This window comes from Stenotrophomonas sp. X (assembly GCF_055721025.1).
Map to the genome: position 1 here is coordinate 2,299,547 of NZ_CM146756.1, position 19,916 is coordinate 2,319,462.

19 protein-coding genes are annotated in these 19,916 nt (G+C 67.2%); 3 read left to right on the top strand and 16 right to left on the bottom strand.

All coding sequences use genetic code 11. The annotated features are described in order from the left end of the window. The first annotated feature begins 422 nt into the window (after positions 1-422). Positions 423-665 carry a hypothetical protein gene (locus ACZ75I_RS10670; protein ID WP_472957830.1) on the top strand — a complete coding sequence of 81 codons (243 nt, stop codon included), beginning with the start codon at positions 423-425 and terminating at the stop codon, positions 663-665. A 57-nt stretch (positions 666-722) separates the two neighbouring features. On the opposite strand, the gene ACZ75I_RS10675 is transcribed toward ACZ75I_RS10670, so the two are convergent. Next, a complete protein-coding gene (locus tag ACZ75I_RS10675; RefSeq protein WP_472957831.1) occupies positions 723-1,046 on the bottom strand; it encodes a thioredoxin family protein in 324 nt (107 codons plus the stop codon). Between the two features lie 5 nt (positions 1,047-1,051). Then, positions 1,052-1,468: a host attachment family protein gene (locus tag ACZ75I_RS10680; RefSeq protein ID WP_134968715.1), complete on the bottom strand. Its 417-nt coding sequence runs from the start codon at positions 1,466-1,468 to the stop codon at positions 1,052-1,054. Between the two features lie 559 nt (positions 1,469-2,027). On the opposite strand from ACZ75I_RS10680, the gene proP reads away from it, so the two are divergent. Beyond that, complete coding sequence (gene proP / locus ACZ75I_RS10685) at positions 2,028-3,518, top strand: glycine betaine/L-proline transporter ProP (RefSeq protein ID WP_346476499.1); 1,491 nt, start codon at positions 2,028-2,030, stop codon at positions 3,516-3,518. 72 nt (positions 3,519-3,590) lie between these two features. Here proP and ACZ75I_RS10690 read toward each other — a convergent pair whose 3' ends face one another. From ACZ75I_RS10690 to ACZ75I_RS10730, 9 genes are all read right to left on the bottom strand, one after another. Then, positions 3,591-4,220 (bottom strand): AAA family ATPase, encoded by a 630-nt coding sequence (locus ACZ75I_RS10690; protein WP_180866960.1) that lies wholly within the window; start codon positions 4,218-4,220, stop codon positions 3,591-3,593. Positions 4,221-4,223: 3 nt separating this feature from the next. After that, the gene (locus ACZ75I_RS10695; protein ID WP_049411569.1) at positions 4,224-4,565 is read right to left on the bottom strand and encodes a type II toxin-antitoxin system prevent-host-death family antitoxin; all 342 of its coding nucleotides are present in this window, start codon (positions 4,563-4,565) and stop codon (positions 4,224-4,226) included. A gap of 70 nt (positions 4,566-4,635) precedes the next feature. Further along, positions 4,636-6,222, bottom strand: coding sequence for a sensor histidine kinase (locus ACZ75I_RS10700; protein WP_472957832.1), 1,587 nt, complete (start codon positions 6,220-6,222; stop codon positions 4,636-4,638). A 9-nt stretch (positions 6,223-6,231) separates the two neighbouring features. Beyond that, positions 6,232-6,636 (bottom strand): response regulator, encoded by a 405-nt coding sequence (locus tag ACZ75I_RS10705; RefSeq protein WP_005416747.1) that lies wholly within the window; start codon positions 6,634-6,636, stop codon positions 6,232-6,234. Between the two features lie 136 nt (positions 6,637-6,772). Next, positions 6,773-8,227 (bottom strand): surface lipoprotein assembly modifier, encoded by a 1,455-nt coding sequence (locus ACZ75I_RS10710; protein WP_472957834.1) that lies wholly within the window; start codon positions 8,225-8,227, stop codon positions 6,773-6,775. 90 nt (positions 8,228-8,317) lie between these two features. Beyond that, positions 8,318-9,082, bottom strand: coding sequence for a Slam-dependent surface lipoprotein (locus tag ACZ75I_RS10715; RefSeq protein WP_472957836.1), 765 nt, complete (start codon positions 9,080-9,082; stop codon positions 8,318-8,320). A 52-nt stretch (positions 9,083-9,134) separates the two neighbouring features. Beyond that, positions 9,135-12,257: a TonB-dependent receptor gene (locus ACZ75I_RS10720; RefSeq protein ID WP_472957837.1), complete on the bottom strand. Its 3,123-nt coding sequence runs from the start codon at positions 12,255-12,257 to the stop codon at positions 9,135-9,137. 182 nt (positions 12,258-12,439) lie between these two features. Continuing rightward, entirely contained in the window at positions 12,440-13,396 is a 957-nt protein-coding gene (locus tag ACZ75I_RS10725) for a FecR family protein (RefSeq protein WP_111200934.1), read from the bottom strand. Positions 13,397-13,478: 82 nt separating this feature from the next. Next, entirely contained in the window at positions 13,479-13,982 is a 504-nt protein-coding gene (locus tag ACZ75I_RS10730; protein ID WP_065177682.1) for an RNA polymerase sigma factor, read from the bottom strand. Between the two features lie 321 nt (positions 13,983-14,303). Between ACZ75I_RS10730 and ACZ75I_RS10735 the strand changes: the two genes are divergently transcribed. Then, positions 14,304-14,702: an OsmC family protein gene (locus ACZ75I_RS10735; protein WP_094000713.1), complete on the top strand. Its 399-nt coding sequence runs from the start codon at positions 14,304-14,306 to the stop codon at positions 14,700-14,702. A gap of 61 nt (positions 14,703-14,763) precedes the next feature. On the opposite strand, the gene ACZ75I_RS10740 is transcribed toward ACZ75I_RS10735, so the two are convergent. The 5 genes from ACZ75I_RS10740 to ACZ75I_RS10760 form a co-directional block, all read right to left on the bottom strand. Further along, on the bottom strand, positions 14,764-15,093 hold the full coding sequence (locus ACZ75I_RS10740) for a hypothetical protein (RefSeq protein WP_005416760.1): 330 nt from the start codon (positions 15,091-15,093) through the stop codon (positions 14,764-14,766). Positions 15,094-15,190: 97 nt separating this feature from the next. Next, positions 15,191-16,936, bottom strand: coding sequence for a putative porin (locus ACZ75I_RS10745; RefSeq protein ID WP_346476495.1), 1,746 nt, complete (start codon positions 16,934-16,936; stop codon positions 15,191-15,193). Between the two features lie 43 nt (positions 16,937-16,979). Further along, positions 16,980-17,645: a cell envelope integrity protein TolA gene (gene tolA, locus ACZ75I_RS10750; RefSeq protein ID WP_005416762.1), complete on the bottom strand. Its 666-nt coding sequence runs from the start codon at positions 17,643-17,645 to the stop codon at positions 16,980-16,982. A gap of 39 nt (positions 17,646-17,684) precedes the next feature. After that, a complete protein-coding gene (locus ACZ75I_RS10755; RefSeq protein WP_049413909.1) occupies positions 17,685-18,098 on the bottom strand; it encodes an ExbD/TolR family protein in 414 nt (137 codons plus the stop codon). A gap of 10 nt (positions 18,099-18,108) precedes the next feature. Next, complete coding sequence (locus tag ACZ75I_RS10760; protein ID WP_061479439.1) at positions 18,109-19,893, bottom strand: DUF2341 domain-containing protein; 1,785 nt, start codon at positions 19,891-19,893, stop codon at positions 18,109-18,111. Between the last annotated feature and the right edge of the window lie 23 nt (positions 19,894-19,916).

Consider the following 19,916-nt stretch of genomic DNA (forward strand, 5'->3'; position numbering starts at 1 on the left):
CTGTCTTGTCGCATGCTGCAGTGCGGCCGCCGGAACCGGCACGATGATTTGCACGTAATTGCATGGCCGGACGACGAGTCGCCTCATAGCCTTGCGGTCTCCCGCCTCCCGATCGGTGCCGATACGCCAATGGATGTCCACACATGCACCTCTGAAAGACCGCGCCTTCGAAACGGGAGAAAGCGAGACGAACCATCAATTGGTATGCAGCGCCTCGATCTGCCCAGGATGGCACCGCAGCGCAAACGCCGCTGCCGGGATTGGAACCCCGTTTTGAGCTTTGGGATCTGCTTGCCGTAACTACGGCGGGCGGTGCGCGGCGGCCGAATGGCCCTCCGGCTTTTCCCAAAGCTCAGCCGAAGTTCCAACCTCGCATCGCCCGCCACCCTTGCGGTGGCCTTCGCTTCCCAAGGAGTTCCCGCATGACCCAACGTCCGCTCAGCCCGGCCATGGAATCGCTGTTCCAGCGCATCGAACACGCCCTCAACAGTGCCGAAGGCATGGCCATCCTCATCGGCGAGCAGTACGGCCCCGAGCCGAAGCCACCCGCACCGATGGGCTACAACGCCAAAGAAATCGCCAACGCGATGGTCCTGCTGAGCCAGCATGGTCGGTCGTTGCTGCAGAAGCTGCGCGCGGAAGCGGAAAGGGTGACCTATCACTAGCCCGCGATGCAGCCGAGCCTGCCCGGCCGTGCGGACCACACGCAATGATTGCTGCTCTCAACCCGGCAATGCGCCCTGCAACGTGGCGAGGTCGGCGCTGTCGACCGGCCTCACCACCCGCGCCACTTCCTGGCCGGCATGCAGCAGCACCACTGTCGGCCACAGTTTTACCTTGAAAGCACGCCCCAGTGGCTTTCCCTTGCCATCTTCGATCTTCCAATGCACCAGATCATGGGCGTCGACAAACGCCTGGAGTGTGGGCTGCGCGGCCTGGCAATGGCCACACCAGGGTGCACCGAACTCGAGCAGCAGCCAGCCCGCCTGAGCTTCCACGTCCGCGCCGGCGGGCTCCGCCGCCGGGTAGTCACGCATGAACGGCATGCTCGTTACCCCGCCAAGGCCTTCTGGATGTCCTCCACCGGTGAATTGGTCAGGTCCTTGGCAATATCGCCCAGCAGGCGCGCCTGGACCTCCTTGTGCAGCAGCGGGCGGATACGGCCCAGCGTGGTCGGGTCTGCCACCAGTACCAGGTGTGCATAGCGATTATTCAAGGCATCTTCGTTGAGCTGCTCAGCCACCTGCTTGGCGAACGTCGCCTCGTTGAGCTGGGAAATGGACATGTCCTTCGGCACCGCACCGGCCGGCCCCTGACCTGAGATACCCTGCTCGCTGATGTCCTGCAGGCGCAGCTCACCTTCCTGCTTCAACGCAAGCTGATGTTCGCTGCCCACGTTGGTGAACACGCGGGCCGAACCACCATCGGCAACGACGATCAGGGTGCCTTCGGGAATGCGACGGGTCATGCGATGCTCCTTATCGATTGCGTTCGGCACTACCGTAGACAGCACTGCGTGAGGGCTGCGGCCAAGGTTCGTTCAACGCGTGTCATCGCATGCATTGCGGATGAACAGGCGCAATGGAACACAGCGTGCAGATCAGCCCGCTTCTCCGCATGCTCACACCGATGCCGTTATCATGAACCGATGATCGACACGACCCACTACGTGACGGGCGCACCTGTTACGTGGGAAGCACTGCCGACCGGCGCTTCGCTTGCCACGATGGCTCCCGCCCTGCCCTTCCATCGCCTCGCGCTGGATCCCGGCGGATGACGCCCGCAGGCGCTCTGCCTGCATTCCCACGCTGACGTGACCGCTGGCCGCTGATTGCGCGGCTGCAGTGGTCCTGTTTCCGAATGTCTACCGTTACGGCGGTGCGTTGTGGTGCGCGTGGCGCCGTGCGTGCGCACTTTCTCCCTCCCCTCGATGCCCCTGCGCCACCTGCGCCTGCATCGCCGTTTCCGTTTCTCGGGACACACCACACCGTCTGTTCCGCACCGTATTTACCCAACAAGGAGTCCCCATGCAGGACACCCCCGATGCACACGCCCACTTTGGCTGGTTCAAGCGCCGCCGCCACCTGAAGGTCGATGAGATCACGGTGGTCGACAAGCCCATGCTCAAGCGCGCCGTTGGCGCGGCCGCACTCGGCAATGCCATGGAGTGGTTCGACTTCGGTGTCTACGGCTATCTGGCGGTCACCATCGGCCAGGTGTTCTTCCCGTCCAGCAATCCCACCGCGCAGGTGATCGCCGCGTTCGCCACTTTCACCGTGGCGTTCCTGGTACGGCCGCTGGGCGGCCTGGTGTTCGGACCGCTGGGTGATCGCTACGGCCGCCAGAAAGTGCTGGCGTTCACCATGGTCCTGATGGCGCTGGGCACCTTTTCGATCGGCCTGATCCCCGCCTACGAGCGCATCGGTATCTGGGCACCGGTGCTGTTGCTGCTCGCACGCGTGGTGCAGGGCTTTTCCACCGGCGGTGAATATGGCGGCGCGGCGACCTTCATCGCCGAGTATTCCACCGACCGCAACCGCGGCCTGATGGGCAGCTGGCTGGAGTTCGGCACGCTGGGCGGCTACATCGCCGGCGCCGGTACCGTGACCGCGCTGCACATGCTGTTGAGCAGCGAGCAGATGCTGGACTGGGGCTGGCGCATTCCGTTCCTGGTGGCCGGCCCGCTGGGCCTGCTCGGCCTGTACATGCGCATGAAGCTGGAGGAAACCCCGGCGTTCCGCGCCTTCGCCGAGGAAGCCGAGAAGCGCGAACACGACCGGCCGGGGCTGCGCGCGCTGTTCCAGGTGCATGGCCGCCAGCTGCTGGTGTGCATGGGCCTGGTGCTGGTGTTCAACGTCACCGATTACATGCTGTTGACCTACATGCCCAGCTACCTCAGCGTCACCATGGGCTACGCCGAGAGCAAGGGCCTGCTGCTGATCATCATCGTGATGCTGGTGATGATGCCGCTGAACATCGTCGGCGGCGTGTTCAGTGACAAGCTGGGCCGCCGCCCGATGATCATCGGTGCCTGCATCGCGCTGCTGGTGCTGGCCATTCCGTGCCTGCTGCTGGTCGGCAGCGGCCATGACGGGCTGATCTTCCTCGGCCTGATGCTGCTGGGCCTGGCGCTGGTGTGCTTCACCAGTTCGATGCCGTCCACGCTGCCGGCGCTGTTCTACACCCCGGTGCGCTACAGCGCGCTGTCGATCGCCTTCAATGTGTCGGTGTCGCTGTTCGGTGGCACCACGCCGCTGGTGACCGCGTGGCTGGTGGAACGCACCGGCGACCCGCTGGTGCCGGCCTATTACCTGATGGGCGCGGCGGTGATCGGGCTGGTGACCATGCTGTTCGTGAAGGAAACCGCTGGCCTGCCGCTGCGCGGCTCACCGCCGGCGGTCGGCTGCGAACGGGAGGCGGCTGCGCTGTTGAAGAGCGATGTGCCGGTGACGGTGGACCCGACCCTGCCGCCGCTGCCGGATGTTGCCGAGCCCGAGCAGGTGAAGCCTGCGTTGTAGAGCAGAGCCCGCGCTCGGCTGCCCTTCGGGGAGTCAGCCGAGCATGGGCTCGGCTCTACAACGCACGCGCCCTCAATCGCGCGGGCTGTTCAATTCCATCGCACGCATCACGATGGGCTTGGCCCAGCCGGGCGTGTGCAGCAGGTCGGCTACCGCAATGGGGTATTGCAGTTCGCCTGCAGCCATGGCCAGTACCGGCAGCGGCACCACGCAGCCCTGTGCGTCGGCCGGTGCGCTGTTGTCGTAGACGTGCAGCTCGGCCAGGTGTGGCAGCAGCTCCAGCAGGTTCGCGCGCGCGGAATCGAAACGCGCGCGGATCCTCTCCACCGGAATATCGTGGCCGCCTGCGGCCACCCGCGCGGCAACACGGGCGATGTGCAGCTCGACATCGGCCAGCCCACAGAACCAGATCGCCACCTGATGCCGTTCGCAGGCCTCGAGCAGCAGGCGCGGAATGGTGTTGCCGCCGAGCGTCGTCTCGAAGGCGAAGTCGGTGCCATCGGCCATGGCCTGGCGCAGGCGGCGGGTGCCTTCCTGCCATGCCTCGGCGTTGGCCTCCGGCAGCGGCCAGCCGGCGTCGACCAGGCGACGGGTGAACGAGTCCGGGTTGAACCAGCTCAGCCCTTCGGCGTCCAGCCAGGTGCCCAGCAGCGAACTCTTGCCGGCGCCATTGACGCCGGCCAGCGCCAGGATGCGTCCCATCGATCAGAGCGGGCGGCCGAGGGTGACCTTGCGGCCGCGCCGGATCGGCTGGCCCAGCACCTTGCCCAGCCCCTCCCCGCGCTGCAGCCCGGCCAGCTTCTGGTCGAATTCGCTGCGCAGGCGCAGCAGCTCTTCGTTGCGCTCACCGGCATCGCCGCCCGCAGCCTTGGCCAGCAGTTCCTGGTAGGTGCGGATGTCCACGATCACCGCTTCCGGGTGATTGTGGTTGGTGATGACCAGCGCCTGCTTTTCGCGCACGGTGCGCATCAGGCTCGGCCAGCCCCGGGTCTTCACCGACGAGGCCGGGGCTTTTTCAAGGCCAGGCAGATCCAGCGGCAGGGTCATGGCACGGCTCCAGACAGGGTGGATGACAGCCACTATACCCAATTTGGCCAAATTGGGGATAAATCCCTTTTCACCCCGGCGCCCCAGCGTCCGGGGCGTCGGTCTGAAGCAGGCTGTCACGCTCGCGCAGCGGGAAGCGGATCCAGGCATCCAGGCCTTGCGGGGCAAAGCGCAGCTCGCCGCTGCCGGCCAGTTCATAGGGCACCCGCTGCTCGATCAGGACCCGACCCAGGCCACGCTGGCGTGGCATCTCCCACCCCTCCACCTCGGCATGGCGCTCGCACCAGTGCAGGCCCAGCCACGGCTGCCCATCCTGCACCTGCAGGTGCCAGCAGACATCGATCCGCCCGTCCTCGTGGGCCAGCGCGCCATACCGCAACGCATTGGTGGCCAGCTCATGGATGGCCAGCGACAGTACTTCGGCCGCCTTCGGTGGCAACAGCACATCCTCACCCTGCAGGTGATAGGCGGCGGCGGCCGGTGTCTGCGCCGCGATCTCCTGCTCGAGCATGCCGCGCAGGCAGACCCCTACATTGGCGCCACGGGTCAACAGGCTCTGCGTGCGCGCCAGTGACATCAGCCGCGCGCACAGGCGCTCGGCATACTCGTCCACGCTGCCGACCGATGCGCGGGTCCGCCAGGCAAGGGCATGGATGGTCGACATGATGTTGCGCACGCGATGCTGCAGTTCGGCCAGCAGCACCGATTGGCGCTCGGTGGCACGCTTGAGGTCGTCGATGTCCACGGCGATCGCGAACACGCCACTCACCCCGCCATCGGCATCACGCAGCGGTGCGGCGGCGACACGCGTCCAGCGCGCGCGCCCATCGTCATGGATGAACTGGAACTCCAGGCCTGGGACCATCGTCTCCCCCCGCAGGGCGCGGGCGATGGCGAAATCGTGGGGTTCGATGCGCGAGCCATCGGGATGCGTACCCTGCCACCGGTAGTGGTTGGGGCGATCCGTGGAGGGCACCTTGCCGGTGGGAAGATAGGTCCGCATCTGGTCGTTGGACAGTTGCAGGTTGCCGTCGGCATCGACAATGCAGACACCCACCGGCAGCACCTTGAAGGCCAGCGCCAACCGGCGGTCGCTCTCACGGCGCTTCTGTTCCTCGCGTTCGCGGGCCGCCTGCGCAACGTGCGCGGCCGTCGTTTCGAACATGGTCACCAGCACGCCGTTGATGCACCCGTCCTCTCCGCGTATGGGGCTGTAGGTGATGGTGAACCAGACATCCTCCAAGCGCCCCCGCCGCGCCAGCGGATAGAGCTTGTCCTCATAGGTGATGGTCTCGCCCTGCCACACACGCTGGTAGATCGGGCCGTTGATGTGCCAGACCTCGGGCCAGCACTCGCGCGTCGGCTGGCCCAGTCCGCCAGGATGCTTGTCAGCCAGGATCTCGGCATAGCCATCGTTGTAGAGCTGCACCAGCTGCTCGCCCCACAGCACGATCATCGGAAAGCCGTGCGCAAGCATCAGGTCGACGGTGGCGCGCAGGTGCGGCGGCCATTGCTCGATCGCACCCAGGGGCGTGCCTGACCAGTCGTGCCGGGCAATACGGGCGGCCATGCCGTCATGGCGCGCATCCGCCTGCAGCGACGGCGGCATGCCCGCCGGGCGCTCAACGGCCCGGAGGCCTTCGGTGTGGCGCGACATGCCGCGCAATCAGGCGATGCCCGCAGGGGCCTGCGGCGTCGCCACCAGTCCCGCCAGCTGCTGGACCAGGGCCTCGATGTGATAGGGCTTGGTGCAGCGGGGCGCATCCGCGAAGCGGCTGGGCAGGTTGTCATCGTAGCCAGAGGTCAGCATGAACGGCGTACCCGCTTCGGCCAACCGGTCGGCCAGCGGGTACACCTGTTCACCGCCCAGGTTGATGTCCAGCAGGGCCACATCGATGGGGTTGTCATCCAGCAGCCGGCCGAGTGCCTGCAGGTCCCCGGCCGGCCCCACCACCTGCGCGCCCTTCAACTCCAGGTAGTCCACCAGGAACATCGCGATGGCGAATTCATCTTCCGCCACCAGTACTCTCAACCCTTTCAGGCCTTCTGGTTTGTTGCCCGCTTCCAGCACGACCGGCGCTCCTCGATACACGCGGCCCACCTCCGCCGCAACGGTCGTAGGATGCGCGAACCGGGCTACAAGGGCGCGTGATGATCGATGAAGATCGCAGCCGCGGCGCATTCACTCCGGCCTTGCAGCGGTGCGTTCAGAACGCACGCTCCCATTTCAGGCTGAGCAGGCCGCGGTCATGGCTGTACAGCCAACCGACGTTGCTGTCGATACGGGCGTAGCGCAGGCTCAGGCTGGGCACCAGCCCGCCCACCGCCAGCCGCTCGCTGCGCACGATGGCGATCAGGTTCTGTTCGTCGTCCTGCCTGCGCGCCTCCAGCAACGGACTCCAGGCGTCATAGTCACGGTGACGCAACGACACGAACACCGTGGCCGTGGTGCCACTCCACTGGCGCGCCGCGCCCAGCCGCAGGCCGCGCTGGCGGTAGCCGTTGACCGGGTCGGCAGCGCTGCTGTCGCTCAGGTCCATGCCCGCGAACAGGGTCCAGCGCGGATTGAGCGCGCGGAACCAGGTGGCATACAGCGCTGCCAGATCGCCATCGTAGTTGTCAGCCAGGCCCGACCGCCGGTAGTGCTGGCGCTTCCAGTCGGCCTCCAGCTTGAGCAGGCTGCGCCCGTCCAGGGCGTACTGCCACTCGCCGTGTACGCCGCTGCCGCCCTGCAGAGCGTGGTTGCCCAGCGCCTGGAAGTCATAGCTCGGCGCCAGCTGCAGGGTGTGCCGTGCACTGCGCCAGCTGTAACCGGCCTGCACGCTGGCGTTGAGCTCGTTGTATGCACTGTACCCGCGCCATGCCTGACCGAAAGCGAGACCGCGCACGTAAAGTCCATGATGGCCGGCCAACGCCCAGCGCCGTTCCAGGTTGGCGTCGTAGTCCAGGCCGGTGGCGCGCTGCGCTTCGGGCAGCGTGCGTTCGATGAGGCAGGTGTCGCCGACGACGAACAGGCAGGTGCGGCTGGCCGAACTGCGGTTGATGTTGTCGCTCCATGCAGGCCCAGCGGCGACCGCCGCCTTCCAGCGCCTGCGTGCCTGCAACGCGTCCAGATAGCTGTCCACGCGAGCGCGGACACCCGCGGTGGCCGGATCGTTGCTGTCGATACCGGCCTTGATTGCACCGAACAATGCCACCGCCTCGCGGTCGCGCTGGTCTTCGGCATAGACGCGTGCCAGTTCAAGGCGGGCGGGCAGGAAGTCCGGCTGCGCTGCCAGCAGCGCTTCGTACTCCTGTGCAGCGCGCGGATGGTCACCGGCCACGCGGGCCAACGCACCCTGCGCGTAGTGGCGCAGCAGCGGATCGTGCCCCGGAAGCTCGATGTATTCGGCCAGGAACGCCGCGGCGGCCGGCCACTGCTGGTGCTGCAACGACAGGTAGAGGGCCTGGCCGAGATCATCGACGGTGCGCTCCACCCGCACGGTCTTGCCATCGATGGTGAGCGTCGGCCGCTGTGATTCGGCTTGCTGCAGGCGCTGCTGGTCCTGCTGCTGGTGGCGCAGTTCGCTGCCCTGTTCGAGCACGCGGCGCAGATCGTCCTGCTGGGCGCACACGTCGGCGGCAACCAGCAGCAGGAACACAAGGAAAATGGGGTGGCGCATGGGCGATCCGTGGCGGTGCATGCAGCGGGCCGAAGCAGGGACTGGCGGATCGCGGCTTGTCCCTGCCCTGCCCCGTCAGGGGCGTGGCAATCAGTTCTTGCTGCCGCCGAAGGCGGTGTCGTACTGGCTGTTGCCGGCGAACGTAGCGATACCGGCCAGGGTGGCGGCGTTGGCGCCGAAGAACTGGCCCTGGCTGTTGCCGGTGACCGAACCGTTGGCCACAGCGGTGCCGGCGAAGGACGCATCAGCGCTGTTGATGTTGGCGTTGATCGCCAGCGTCTGGCCACCACCGGTCAGGCCGCCGGTCAGCTTGCCGGTACCGAAGTTCGCGGCGAAAGTGCCGCTGAGCAGGTTGCTGCCGTTGAATTTGTTCAGGCCGGCCACCGCGTACGTGGCGGTGCCGCTGGGCAACGTGGTGCCCGCACGGTCGCCAGCGAAGTACACCTGGCGGTTGTTGAAGCCACCCGCGGCGCCATCCTTGGACCATTCACCGAACCACACATCGCCACTGCCCACCTTGACGAAGTTGAAGTGGCCCATGCCGGCATGGTTGCCCGGGGTGCCGGTGATCGGCATGGCCAGCGTGCGCACGGTCACGTTGCCCAAGGTGGTGGGGGCCGAGTATGCGGCCAGACCCTGGAAATCGACCGGCTTGGCGTTGGAGACGGTGCCGACACCGATGCCGGCCTTGCCGGCACTGTGCGGGCCGCCGTTGACTTCGGAAGCACCGACCTTGACGTACAGCTGCGAATCGGTGGCCGGGCTGGCCGCACCGACGATGTCGGCAGCCTGGGCAGCACCGGCCAGGGCAAAGGTGGCGGTCACGGCCAGTACGGAACGGGAGATCATCTTCATGGAACTACTCCTTGGGTTGAGGGAACTACGGGTACAGCAACGGAACAGGTCATCAGAAGCGCGCGGTGACACCAAGCTTCAGCGTGCGCCCTGGCGCCGGCAGCGTGGAGCGAGTGGCCGGGTCGACGTAGTAGCGGTTGCCGAGGTTGGTGCCGACCAGCTCGACGCTGGCATGGTCGTTGATGCGCCAGCGCGCGTAGGCATCGACGGTGGTGATGTTTCCCCAGGTGAACGGCACGTTCTGCCAGATCAGGCCACCACTGCCGGCGTACAGGCGGTCACGGTAGGCCTGCAGGTCCGGGTTCTGGTGGCGCTGGTAGTGCACGATGCGGCTGCCCAGCTCCAGGCGCTCATCGAACAGCCGGGTGCCCAGCGACGCGTTCACCGACAAGCGGGGAATGGCCTGGGTCAGCAGGTAGCCACTGACGAAGCCGTCCTGCACGCAGTTGGGCACCTTGCCGGCGAGTGCATCGAGCTGCACCGCCATGCTTTCGTCACAGACCTTGTTTTCCAGCGTGCGGGTGATGCCCAGGTCGGTGAAGAAGCGGCGGTTGTCGAACCGCGCCTGCAGCTCCACGCCGCGGATGCGCTGCTTGTCCAGGTTGTCGAACAGGAGATTGCCGTCGCGCTCGATGACGTTGCGGGTCTTGTGCACGTAGTAGGCCAACTTCACGTCGGCATCCGCGGTGTTGCCGAACAGCGCCGACAGGTTGTGCACGTAGCCCACTTCGTAGTTGTAGGCGTGCTCGGGCTTGAGCGGGTACAGCGGGTTCAGGCTGCTGGAGAACGCGATGGTGCTCTCGAACATGCTGGGGAAGCGCACCGCCTCGCTGTAGCGGACGTAGGCGCGCGCATTGGGCGAGAAATGCGCGGTGGCCGAGAAGGTCGGCAGCCAGGCATGGTCGCGCCTGCGCTCATTGCGCCCGGACACCGTCTGCGGCCGCCCGCTCTGGATGCTGCACAGGATCTGCGCACCCTGCACCGGCAACAGCCCGGGAATGGCCGCCACCTGGCCATTCAGGCAGGGGTTGCTGGCACGGCTGTAGTTGCCGTCCGCATCCGGCAGCCACGGAATGGTGTGGTCCACCGCGACCGGCGTCTCATACCTGCTCAGCAGGCCCTTCAGCAGATCATCAACGATGAAGCCCATGCCGATGCTGTCCCAGAACGCGCGCTGCGACTCGATGGCATCGATCTCGCCCTGCAGGCTGGCCGGGCGTTCGGGCAGTTCGTTGACGCGGTAGCGGGCCTCCTTGGGGAACACCGAGGTGGTCATCAGCTCCGGGTGGTCCTGCAGGAAATCATCAAAGGCCCAATAGCGCGCGTAGCGCACACCGGCACTCAGGGAGAGGAAATCCACCGGCCGCCAGTCCAGCACCAGGTAGCCTTCGCCTTCCTGGCGGCGCCCCGCGCGCGGGTACATGCGCCAGCCATCGCTGACGCCGAAGTACGGGTCCGCCGAGCGCAGTTTCTCGAACTGCCAGTTGCCGCCCACGGTCAGGTCCAGGGTGGAATGCAACGCGAAGCGGTTGCTCAGGGTCAGGCCGGTGCGGTCGTTGCGGGCATTGGCCAGCGCGGTATTGCGCAGGATCGGGCTGCTGCCGGGGTTCCAGTCGGGGTTGCTGGCAAAATTTGGGAAGCCGCCAGCGGTGTACGTATCGCTGGTGGTTTCGGTGCGCCACAGGTTGGCACGCAGGTCCAGCCAGCGGCTGCCGGCGGGCTGCCAGTGGTATTCCAGGTTCCAGGCATCGGCATCGACGCGGCTGAGCGGCCACTGGATGCGACCGTAGTCGGGCGCGGACAGGATGCGCGAGGGCATGATCTCGCCGTAGTGCGAGAGCGTGCGCCGCCAGGTCGCGCGCAGCTGCTGGTCGTCGTTGATCTGCCAGGTCGCTTTCAGCAGCCACGATTCCTGCTCGCTGGAGGTATTGGGCACCTCGTCGCCGGGCTTGAAGTAGCGCGCCAGCGTGGTGATGTAGTCCAGGCCCTTGTACTCGAACTGCTCGCGCGGATCCTGGTCGTAGTACGCCGCGCCCCGGGTGCCGGAAAAGTAGTTGCCGCGCTTGCGCCAGGCATAGGCCGCCATCAGGTCCACGTGTTCGCCACGCAGGCCCAGCGCCAGCCGCCAGGCCTGGTCTTCCCCGGCGAACACATTGGTTTCAGAACCGCGCGACTTCACCGGCACCAGCAGCGTGCTGTCGGCATACGGTGCGGAGGGTGAGCCCTGCGGGAACCCGGGCACCGTGCGGTAGTCCTCGCCGGTATGCAGCCGCGGCAGGCGTGGCGCCACCGTATTGCTGCTGCCTTCGATCTTCAGCTCCCCGCCGAAGCGCTCGCCGGCAGCAACAATGTCGTCAACATCGATGGTCTTGATCACCAGCGCGCCACCGATCCCGCTGTGCACATCGCGCACCAGCCCTGGCCCCTTGATGACCTGGATGCCACCGATCAGGTTGGGATCGATGTAGTTGCGGTTGCTGACGCCGTTGTAGCCGCGCCAGACCGTGAGCGCCTGCTCGCCACCGTCGATGCTGACCGGCACCCGCCCCGGCCCCTGGATGCCGCGGATGTTGATGTCCAGCGCGCCGCTGTTGCGCGCATCACCGCTGAACACACCGACCAGATCCTTGACCACGTCGGCCGGGTTGGAGCCGCGATAGCGCTCCACACGGTCGCGCCCCGAGTACGCCGTGGTCAGATCCAGCGCGAACACATCATCGTAGCCGCGCCGATCACGCGCCTCGCCCCCGTCCGACTGCAGGCGACCGGCCACGTCCAGTGTTTCGGTCACCCGTACCCCTTCCCCGTCCCCTTCCCCCGCCTCCGCTGCGGCGCGCAGGCTCCAGGTGCCATCCATGCCGCGCTGGGCACGCACCCCACTGCCGCGCAGCAGCTGCTGCAGGGCCTGCATCTGGCTGTACTCGCCGCTCACCGCGCTGGATCGACGGCCCTCCACCAGGTCACTGCGGAAGACCACCTGCACATCGGCCTGGCGGCCAAAGCTGCGCACGGCATCGGCCAACGGTTGTTCCGGAATGGCGTAAGTGCGCAGCGGTGCGGCCAGTGTGGCTTGCGCCTGCACCACCGGCACCCAGGCCAGCGGCAGCAATGCGGTGGAGATGGCCAGGGCCAGGACGGTAGCGCGACGATGACAGGCGGATGCCGTGGACGGCATGGACAGGAACTCCTCAAGCGGGGCGGGACCACGGGCACGTCCGGTGCCCGGTGGTGTGTCTGGCTTGAGAAGAAACGCGGTTTCGCTCTGGCTATACCTCTATAGACAGCGGGGTACGACGACTGCCCACGGTTTTTTCATGTTTTTTCATGCAGCCGGTTCATGCGTGCTCGGCGGGCGCTTCACCACACCAGCAACGCACCACCGGGCAAGCGCTGCACCCGCAGTCCCGCCTGCACGGCCACGGCGTCGATGGCCGTGTCCGGCTGCTGCAGATGGAACAGGCCACTGACCCGCACGCGTGCGCCCTGCCCGCCCACCACCCAGACCGGGGCACGCCGGTAGCGGCCGAGATCGGCGATGGCCTGAGCGGCAGGCAGACCGTCGATGACCACCTCACCGCGACGCCACGGCGCCATCGCCTCCGGCGCGGCCTGTTGCAGCGGCTGCAGCCAGCGCCCGTCACGGAACGCACGCACCTGCCCGGCGCGCAGGCGCTGCACGCTGCCATCGCCCGGGCGCACATCGACCACGCCCTCGCTGACTTCGGTGGTGATGGTGGCGCCCTGCATCGACACGCTGAACGCCGTACCGATATCGCGGATCTGGCCACCGCCGGCCTCGACCTGGAACGGTCGCTGCTCATGCGCCACCTGGAACCAGGCCTGCCCGCGCAGCAGCTGCACGCGCCGCTGCTGGCCATCGAACGTGAATGCCAGTGCGGTGCCGGCATCGAGTACCGCCGTGCTGCCGTCGTCCAGCCGCACCACGCGCGGCGCATCACTGCTGCGCACATCGCTGCGCGCCAGCAGCAACGCGTGCGGTGCGGCCGCGACCATCAGCACTGCGGCCGCAGCACTGGCGAGCAGCCAGGGCAGACGGCGGCGCGGTGCGATCGGGCGCAGTCCCTGCTGATCTGCGGTCAGCTCGGGCAGCGCGGCCAGCACCTCGGGCCCGGCAGCGTCCAACCGCTGCCAGAAGGCCTGCTGCTGGCGCCAGGCCCGCGCGTGGCGGGGATCGGCCTGCAGCCAGCGCTGCAGGGCTCGTTGCTGGCGTTCCGGCAGGGGGCCTGCACTGCGCCGTATCACCCAGCGCAACGCCTGCCTGGCCTGACGCGGCGAGGGTTCGGAGGTGGTCATGATTGTGGCCTGCCGCACCACGAACAGGTGCGCTTTCCTGTTGTGACAACGGCGGGCGCGATCTGCCCACGGTAATCGCCGCTCATCGACGCATTCCCTGCTGCTGTTGTTGGATCAGCAGCGCTGCGCGCAGCACATGCTTGCCAACCAGGCTCTTGGAGATTCCCAGGCGCGCGGCGATTTCGCGCTCGCTCAGGCCCAGGTAGCGGTTGAGCACGAAGCACTCGCGCACCTGGGCCGGCAGGGCGAGGATGGTCTGGGTGATCTCGCGCAGCTGCGCCTGGTCCAGCGCCTGCGCCTCGCCATCATGCCCTGCATCGCCCATGTCGACGGCGTACTCGGCCATCGCTCGCCGCTCGCGGGCGTCGGCCTGGCTGCGGTTGAGCGCGTGATGGTAGGCCATCCGGTACAGATAGCCGCGCGGCTCCAGGATGGGCGGATCGCCGGGCACGCTGCTGGCCTTCAGGTACAGGTTCTGCAGGGTGTCCTCAGTACTGGCCGGGTCGAGATAGCGTGCGATGAAGCGGGACAACGCACGGCGCTCGCGGATCAGCAGCTCGACCAGCGCCAGGGCATTGGGAGACATAGGTGCCAAGGCCGGACCGGGGAATGATGGGCGTGATGGCGACGGTCCGGACGTGGATTGTGGGCTGCGCGGCCGCAGGCGGCAAGCCGCGGGCTCGTTCATCCACGCATGGCAGGTGCTCTGCGAACTGCAGCGCGACTGGGCCCGCTCGGCAACGGTCCCGGATTTCATGAACCTCTTCATCGCAACCGGTGGTACCGCGGGCATCCAGTTCTCGTACGATCGTACCGAGTGATGGGGTGGCGGCCCCGGTCCTGGCTGGGGCCGCCCTTTTTGGCGCAGTCGAGCGTGGCTCGACGCCACAGACAGATGGAGAACGTGATGGCCTACGCACGCATTGTTTCGACCGCCGACAACTATCTGCACCACATCAGCAACGGCAGCTTTGATGTGGATGCGGACGAGCCTGCCTCGCTGGGTGGCCAGGGCAAGGGCTTTGCGCCGTTCGACCTGTACCTGGCCTCGCTGGCGGCGTGTACCGCCATCACCCTGCGCATGTATGCGCAGCGCAAGGGCTGGGAGCTGGGCGAGTTCCATGCCGAGCTGCGCTCGGAACGTGACGAGGATGGGCGTTTCCACGTGCACCGCGTGCTGCATGCCAGCGCCGAGCTGAGTGATGCGCAGTGGCAGCGGTTGCTGGAGGTGGTGGAGAAGACCCCGGTGACCCTGGTGATGCGCGAGGGTGCACGCATCACCAGTGAGCGCGGGGGTGCTGCGTAACCCCATCCACGCATGGCGTGGATCTACAGACGACGCTCGCCGGGCCATGCCCGGCGGCCACTCAGCGCCGTGAATGCAGTACGGTGCGCTGGCGCATCGCGTTGAATTCCTGCTCCACCTGCTGGATATCCTCGGCCTGGAACCCGGCCGCGTCCAGCAGCTGGTCGGCGGCGGCGGCGGCCAGCGGATCATCGTCACGCTGGCGCCAGCAGCGCGCTGGCAGGAAGTAACCCACTTCGCTGCGCCCGCGCATGATCACCACCGGCCGGCCTGCATACAGCAGGAACTCCGCCAGGTGCTGGCGCAGCCCCTCCACCGAGACATAGGCCGGGCCGATGCCCAGCGATCGGCTGGACGGTTCGGAACTCTCGAACAGCTTGCGACGGCTCATCCACTCCTCCTTATGTGCAGCGCGTGGTCTCCTTTCCCTAGACGGGCGCATCGCTGCGCCCCCGCCACGCACTACGTGATCCACATCACGCCGTCACTCAGAACCCGGTATTGAACTCCAGCTGGAACACGTCGATCGACAGTGGAGCACCGGACACTTCCTTGGCCGCCATCCACTTGCCGCTGATCCAGCTGCGCGCGTCCAGCCCGTAGGCGCCGCCCACGTAGTAGCCGCGGGCGTTGGTGCCTCCGAGGTGGAAGTTCGGGTCGTTGTAGGCGTCCGGCAGCGCATCGGCCTCGATGCGCTTGTAGCCCAGCAGCGCCTGCCACTGCCCCTTCTCCTTCAGGTCGGTGGCACCGAAGGTGGCCTGCACCATCCAGGCGGTGTCGCCGCTGCGGAACGTATCGGTGCTGGCGGTGCCACCGGCACCGTAGTTGTTGACGATGCCATTGTTGGCGCGGCTGAACATCGCCTGCTTGTCGTAGGCCAGGTTGCGGATGTAGTCGCCATCCAGGCGCAGGCCGATGCCCTGGGCCAGCTGCGTATCCCAGCGCAGGTTCAGCGTGGCCAGGCGGAATGCCGAGGCCAGGCCGACGTACTGCGGGGTGGGCGTGTTGGCTGGATCCAGCGGGTTGCGTGCGATGTCGCGGATCAGCATCAGGGTGTTGCCCTTCTGCATGAAGGCCGGGCGCGACCAGTCGGTGTCGCAGCCGACCGCGCCTGCGTACAGCGCGCACGGCGAGGACAGGCGGCCACTGATGTTCTTGAAATCGTAGTAGCCCAACGCGGCGCGCAGCGCGTTGTCGTCGTTGAAGCGCCAGTTCACGCCCACCTGTGCGCCGGACAGCCACTTGTTCTCGTTCGGGGTCTTGGCCCGGCTCTGACTGGGCGCGCTGTCGGAGGTGTACTCCAGCGGTACCACTGCCAGGTTGGCGAACAGGCCGAGGTCACCGCCGTCGAAATCGTACTGCAGGTTGGCGGCCAGGCCGTCGAAGTTCAGGTCGTTGGAGAACAGCGTATCGCTGGTCCAGAACGGATTGCCGAAGCGGCCGCCGCGCACCGTCACCCAATCGGCCGGACTGTAGGCCAGCCAGGCCTGGTCCAGCCACACGTCCTTCTTGCTCAGGCCACCGCCCAGCTGCTCGGTGGTCGACACCGGGCCATTGCTGCTGCCGCTGGCCAGGCGCACGCCGGCCGTGGTGTGCTGGCCGATGGTCGCCTCGATGCCGAGGCGAGCGCGGATGCGCCAGAGGTTGCGGCGGTCCTGGCGGGTGTTCAGCAGCGGCGGCAGCTGCAGGTTGGTGTTGGTGTTGGTGTCGAAGCCGTTGCCGGAATTGATCGACGACCAGTTGCTGACGATGTCGCTGTTGCGTTCGGAGAAGAAGCGCGACTCGCTGCGCACGCGCATGTCACCGGTAACCTTGATGCGCTTGGTCCACTCAGCCACTTCGTTCGGCGCCGCCCAGCCCTCGGACCTGGCCTGCGCCATCACCTCCTGGCGCACTTCGTCACGAATGCCGTCGCGCACGCTCTGCGGTACGTACGGCACGCGCACGTCACCGGCCTCCAGGGCCACGCCACCACTGGCGGCCGGTGTCCCGGCGGCCGCGGTGTGCTGCAATGCCTCTGCTTCGGCCTGCGCCTGCACCAGCAATGCCTGGCCGTCTTCGGGTTTCAGTGCACCGCTGGCGATCAGCCCCTTGATCAGCTTGACCATGGTGGTTTCGGCGGCCATCGCGCCGGCCGGGGCGGCCAGGCTGAGCAGCACGGCGCAGCACAGCAGCGCCCGTCGGGCCGGCCGCGGGCGGCGGGAATCGGTTCGTGCGCGGACGTGGTCGTTCATCACGGTTCTCATCGAATGAAGGGAAATCATGGAGGTCGGGGAATCAGGCCCCGGGCCGGCGGCCCTGGATCAGGACGCGGGCGGGGAAATCAAGCGACGGCGGCGGTGCCTGGTCGACCTTGCCGATGCGACGCAGTGCATCGAGCACGGCCGCGTCGGCCTCCTCGTTGCCACTGCCACGCACCAGCTCGACCTTTTCCAGGCGACCATCGCTGGCCAGCCACACATTCACCTGCAACTGGAACGCCAGACGCTTGACCTTGTCGTCGCGCGAGATCGCCTGCTGCATCAGGTAGCCGAGGTAGCGCCCATAGGTGGCGTTGCCGGCACCGCCACGACCGACACCGGACGAACCGCCACCACTGCCGGACTGGATGCCGAAGTTGTCGCCACCGGCCTGCGCGTCGGCATTCATCGTCACCGGATCGCTGTTGTCCGGGGTCGGCGTCGGCTCTTCGGCCGGCGTCGGCTGATCCAGCGGCTCCGGTTCGGGCATCGCCTCTTCCGGCGGCGTTTCCGGTTCCGGCGGTTTCTCCGGCGGCGGCGGGGGTGGCGGAGGCGGTGGCGGCAACGCCAGCATCGGCGGCTGCACCACCGGCCGGCGGGTGCTTGCGGTGTCCTTGAACAACAGCCACCACAGCGCGACGCCAAGCACCAGCAACGCGACCAGCACCAGCGCGACGGTCACCAGCAACGGGCGACCACGCATGCCGGGCTCCGGCCGAGGGGGTTGATGGGCGGTCATGCCTCAGCCCTGCGCCTTGCCGGTGACCAGGCCGACCTGGGCCAGCTCCAGGCGCCGCAGCAGGTCCAGCACCTCGACCACACGGGCGTACTGCACCTGCGCATCACCCCGCACGATCACCGGAAAATCCGGCGTGGTCGCGCGCTCGGTGCGCAGCCGGTCTTCCAGCTCGGCCATCGTCACCGGGTAGGCATCCAGGAACACCTGGCCGCTGGGGTCGATGGTGATCGCCTTGGTCTTTGGTTTCTCCAGCGCTACGGCGTTGCTGGCCTTCGGCAGGTTGACCTCGATGCCGGGGATGGAGGCGTTGCTGGTCAGGATGAAGATCACCAGCACCACCAGCAGCACGTCGACGAAGGGCGTCACGTTGATGCCCTTCTCGCGCTTCTTGATGCCGAACTTCGCCTTCTGGCCCATGGCGCGCCCCTCAGCCCTGGACCGCGGCCGGGCCGCGCCCGTCCTGCTCTTCGGCCAGGCGTGCGGCGAACTCGTCGATGAACACTGCCATGTCCGCACCGATCGCTTCGGCACGCGCGCCCAGGTAGTTGTAGCCGAACAGTGCCGGGATCGCGACGCCGAGGCCGGCCGCCGTACACAGCAACGCTGCGGCCATGCCGGGTGCCACCGAGTTGATGTCGACCGCGCCGGCCATCGCCGCCACCACGAACACCAGCATGATGCCGATCACGGTGCCGAACAGGCCCACATACGGGGCTCCCTCGATGGTGGTCGACAACCAGTTCATGCGTCGTGCCATTGCCTCCTGCTCACGCACCATCACCGCATCCATCGACGCGCGGATCGCCGCGATGGTGGCGCCACTGAGGTAGCCACTGTTGCCGTCGCGCTGATGGCGCTGCTGCATTTCATCGATGGCCACCTGGTAGATGCGCCACAACGAACCGTCGTGCATCGCGGTGGGGGCCTTGCCCTGGCGGTCCATGTCGGACAGGGTGCGCAGCGGCACACCGGACAGCTTGCCGAAGCTCTCGGTGAACACTGCATTGGCCTTGCTGGTACGGCCGAAGTGCCGCCCCTTGGCGATCATGATCGCCCACGACAGCAGCATCATCAGGCCGAGGATCGCGACCACCACCCAGGCGTCGAACGGCATCGCCTTGAGGATGAAGGCGAAGTGGCTCTGGCCGGTGGACTGCTCGTCCGCGCCGTAGCTGATCAGCCGCGAATCGGCACCCTGTGCGGTGGCATCGGCCAGCAGCAGCGCGGCCGGCCGTGCCACGCGCGAGATGCGCAGTTCATCCAGCGCACCTTCGAAGTTGGCCAGTGGCTGCACCGCGCCCGGCGCATCGGCACCCACCACCGGAGCCGTGCCCAGCGCCGGCAGCGCACCGCTCAGCTGGGCAACGACGCGCCCGTTGAGGTACAGCTGCAACGCGCCCTTCTCTGCCGTCAGTGCAACGTGTGCCCACTGTCCTTCCGGAACCGGCTGCGCAGGCGTGCTGCGCTGGCCATTGAGCTGCACGAACGGCACGCGGTTCTCGATGCCCAGCACCAGTTCGGACGCGCCATCTCGGCGGGCGTAGATGGCCTGCGCAGCGGTGTTGCTGCCGGGCTTGATCCAGGCCGAGACGGTCAGCGGTGCACCCGCTTCCTGTGCCAGCGAGGCGCTGGCCGGCAGCGGCAGCGGCGCGGTGCCCAGCTGAACGCCGCGACCGATCACCGAGCCTTCCGCCGGCGGTGCCACGGCACCGGCGTTGTTGCCGTAGGCGGTGGTATCACGCGCCGGGGCGTTGGCCTCGGCAAAGTGGTAGACCAGCGTATAGTCCGGATCGAACACCTGCTGGCCGTTGCCGCTGGCCGGGGCCTTTTCATTGCCGTAGTACATCCAGATCGTCTGCGGCGCGGCGGCACTGACCGCCGGCACGTCCACCCAGACCAGGGCCAGGCCCATCTGGGGATCGAACTGTTCGATCTGGTGGGCCAGCACGGTACGGCCATCACCCGAGACGAAGCGCAGGTCGTTGCCCGCCTCCTGGGTGCCGTCGAAGCCGAAGTTGCCGGTATGCAGGCGCAGCAGCAGCGGCGTGCGGCCCGGATCACCGGCCAGGCCCGCGCCCTGCGGTCCGGCGTCGATGGTGATCGGCTTGCGGTACTTCCATTCGGCCTGCCACCAATTGGCATCGGCCGCAGCCGCCGGCAGCGCAACCAGCGCGGCCAGCAGCAACAACACTCGGGAAAGCAAACGGTCCATGCGAAGGGTCTCCGGAGAACGCA

Coding starts and splice junctions, on each gene's coding strand:
- ACZ75I_RS10755 (WP_049413909.1), bottom strand. CDS start 18,098: ATGGGCCAGAAGGCGAAGTTCGGCATCAAGAAGCGCGAGAAGGGCATC.
- ACZ75I_RS10735 (WP_094000713.1), top strand. CDS start 14,304: ATGGCCTACGCACGCATTGTTTCGACCGCCGACAACTATCTGCACCAC.
- ACZ75I_RS10700 (WP_472957832.1), bottom strand. CDS start 6,222: ATGTCGCGCCACACCGAAGGCCTCCGGGCCGTTGAGCGCCCGGCGGGC.
- ACZ75I_RS10720 (WP_472957837.1), bottom strand. CDS start 12,257: ATGCCGTCCACGGCATCCGCCTGTCATCGTCGCGCTACCGTCCTGGCC.
- ACZ75I_RS10725 (WP_111200934.1), bottom strand. CDS start 13,396: ATGACCACCTCCGAACCCTCGCCGCGTCAGGCCAGGCAGGCGTTGCGC.
- ACZ75I_RS10670 (WP_472957830.1), top strand. CDS start 423: ATGACCCAACGTCCGCTCAGCCCGGCCATGGAATCGCTGTTCCAGCGC.
- ACZ75I_RS10680 (WP_134968715.1), bottom strand. CDS start 1,468: ATGACCCGTCGCATTCCCGAAGGCACCCTGATCGTCGTTGCCGATGGT.
- ACZ75I_RS10715 (WP_472957836.1), bottom strand. CDS start 9,082: ATGAAGATGATCTCCCGTTCCGTACTGGCCGTGACCGCCACCTTTGCC.
- ACZ75I_RS10730 (WP_065177682.1), bottom strand. CDS start 13,982: ATGTCTCCCAATGCCCTGGCGCTGGTCGAGCTGCTGATCCGCGAGCGC.
- ACZ75I_RS10695 (WP_049411569.1), bottom strand. CDS start 4,565: ATGACCCTGCCGCTGGATCTGCCTGGCCTTGAAAAAGCCCCGGCCTCG.
- ACZ75I_RS10740 (WP_005416760.1), bottom strand. CDS start 15,093: ATGAGCCGTCGCAAGCTGTTCGAGAGTTCCGAACCGTCCAGCCGATCG.
- proP (WP_346476499.1), top strand. CDS start 2,028: ATGCAGGACACCCCCGATGCACACGCCCACTTTGGCTGGTTCAAGCGC.
- ACZ75I_RS10710 (WP_472957834.1), bottom strand. CDS start 8,227: ATGCGCCACCCCATTTTCCTTGTGTTCCTGCTGCTGGTTGCCGCCGAC.
- tolA (WP_005416762.1), bottom strand. CDS start 17,645: ATGCGTGGTCGCCCGTTGCTGGTGACCGTCGCGCTGGTGCTGGTCGCG.
- ACZ75I_RS10745 (WP_346476495.1), bottom strand. CDS start 16,936: ATGAACGACCACGTCCGCGCACGAACCGATTCCCGCCGCCCGCGGCCG.
- ACZ75I_RS10760 (WP_061479439.1), bottom strand. CDS start 19,893: ATGGACCGTTTGCTTTCCCGAGTGTTGTTGCTGCTGGCCGCGCTGGTT.
- ACZ75I_RS10690 (WP_180866960.1), bottom strand. CDS start 4,220: ATGGGACGCATCCTGGCGCTGGCCGGCGTCAATGGCGCCGGCAAGAGT.
- ACZ75I_RS10675 (WP_472957831.1), bottom strand. CDS start 1,046: ATGCCGTTCATGCGTGACTACCCGGCGGCGGAGCCCGCCGGCGCGGAC.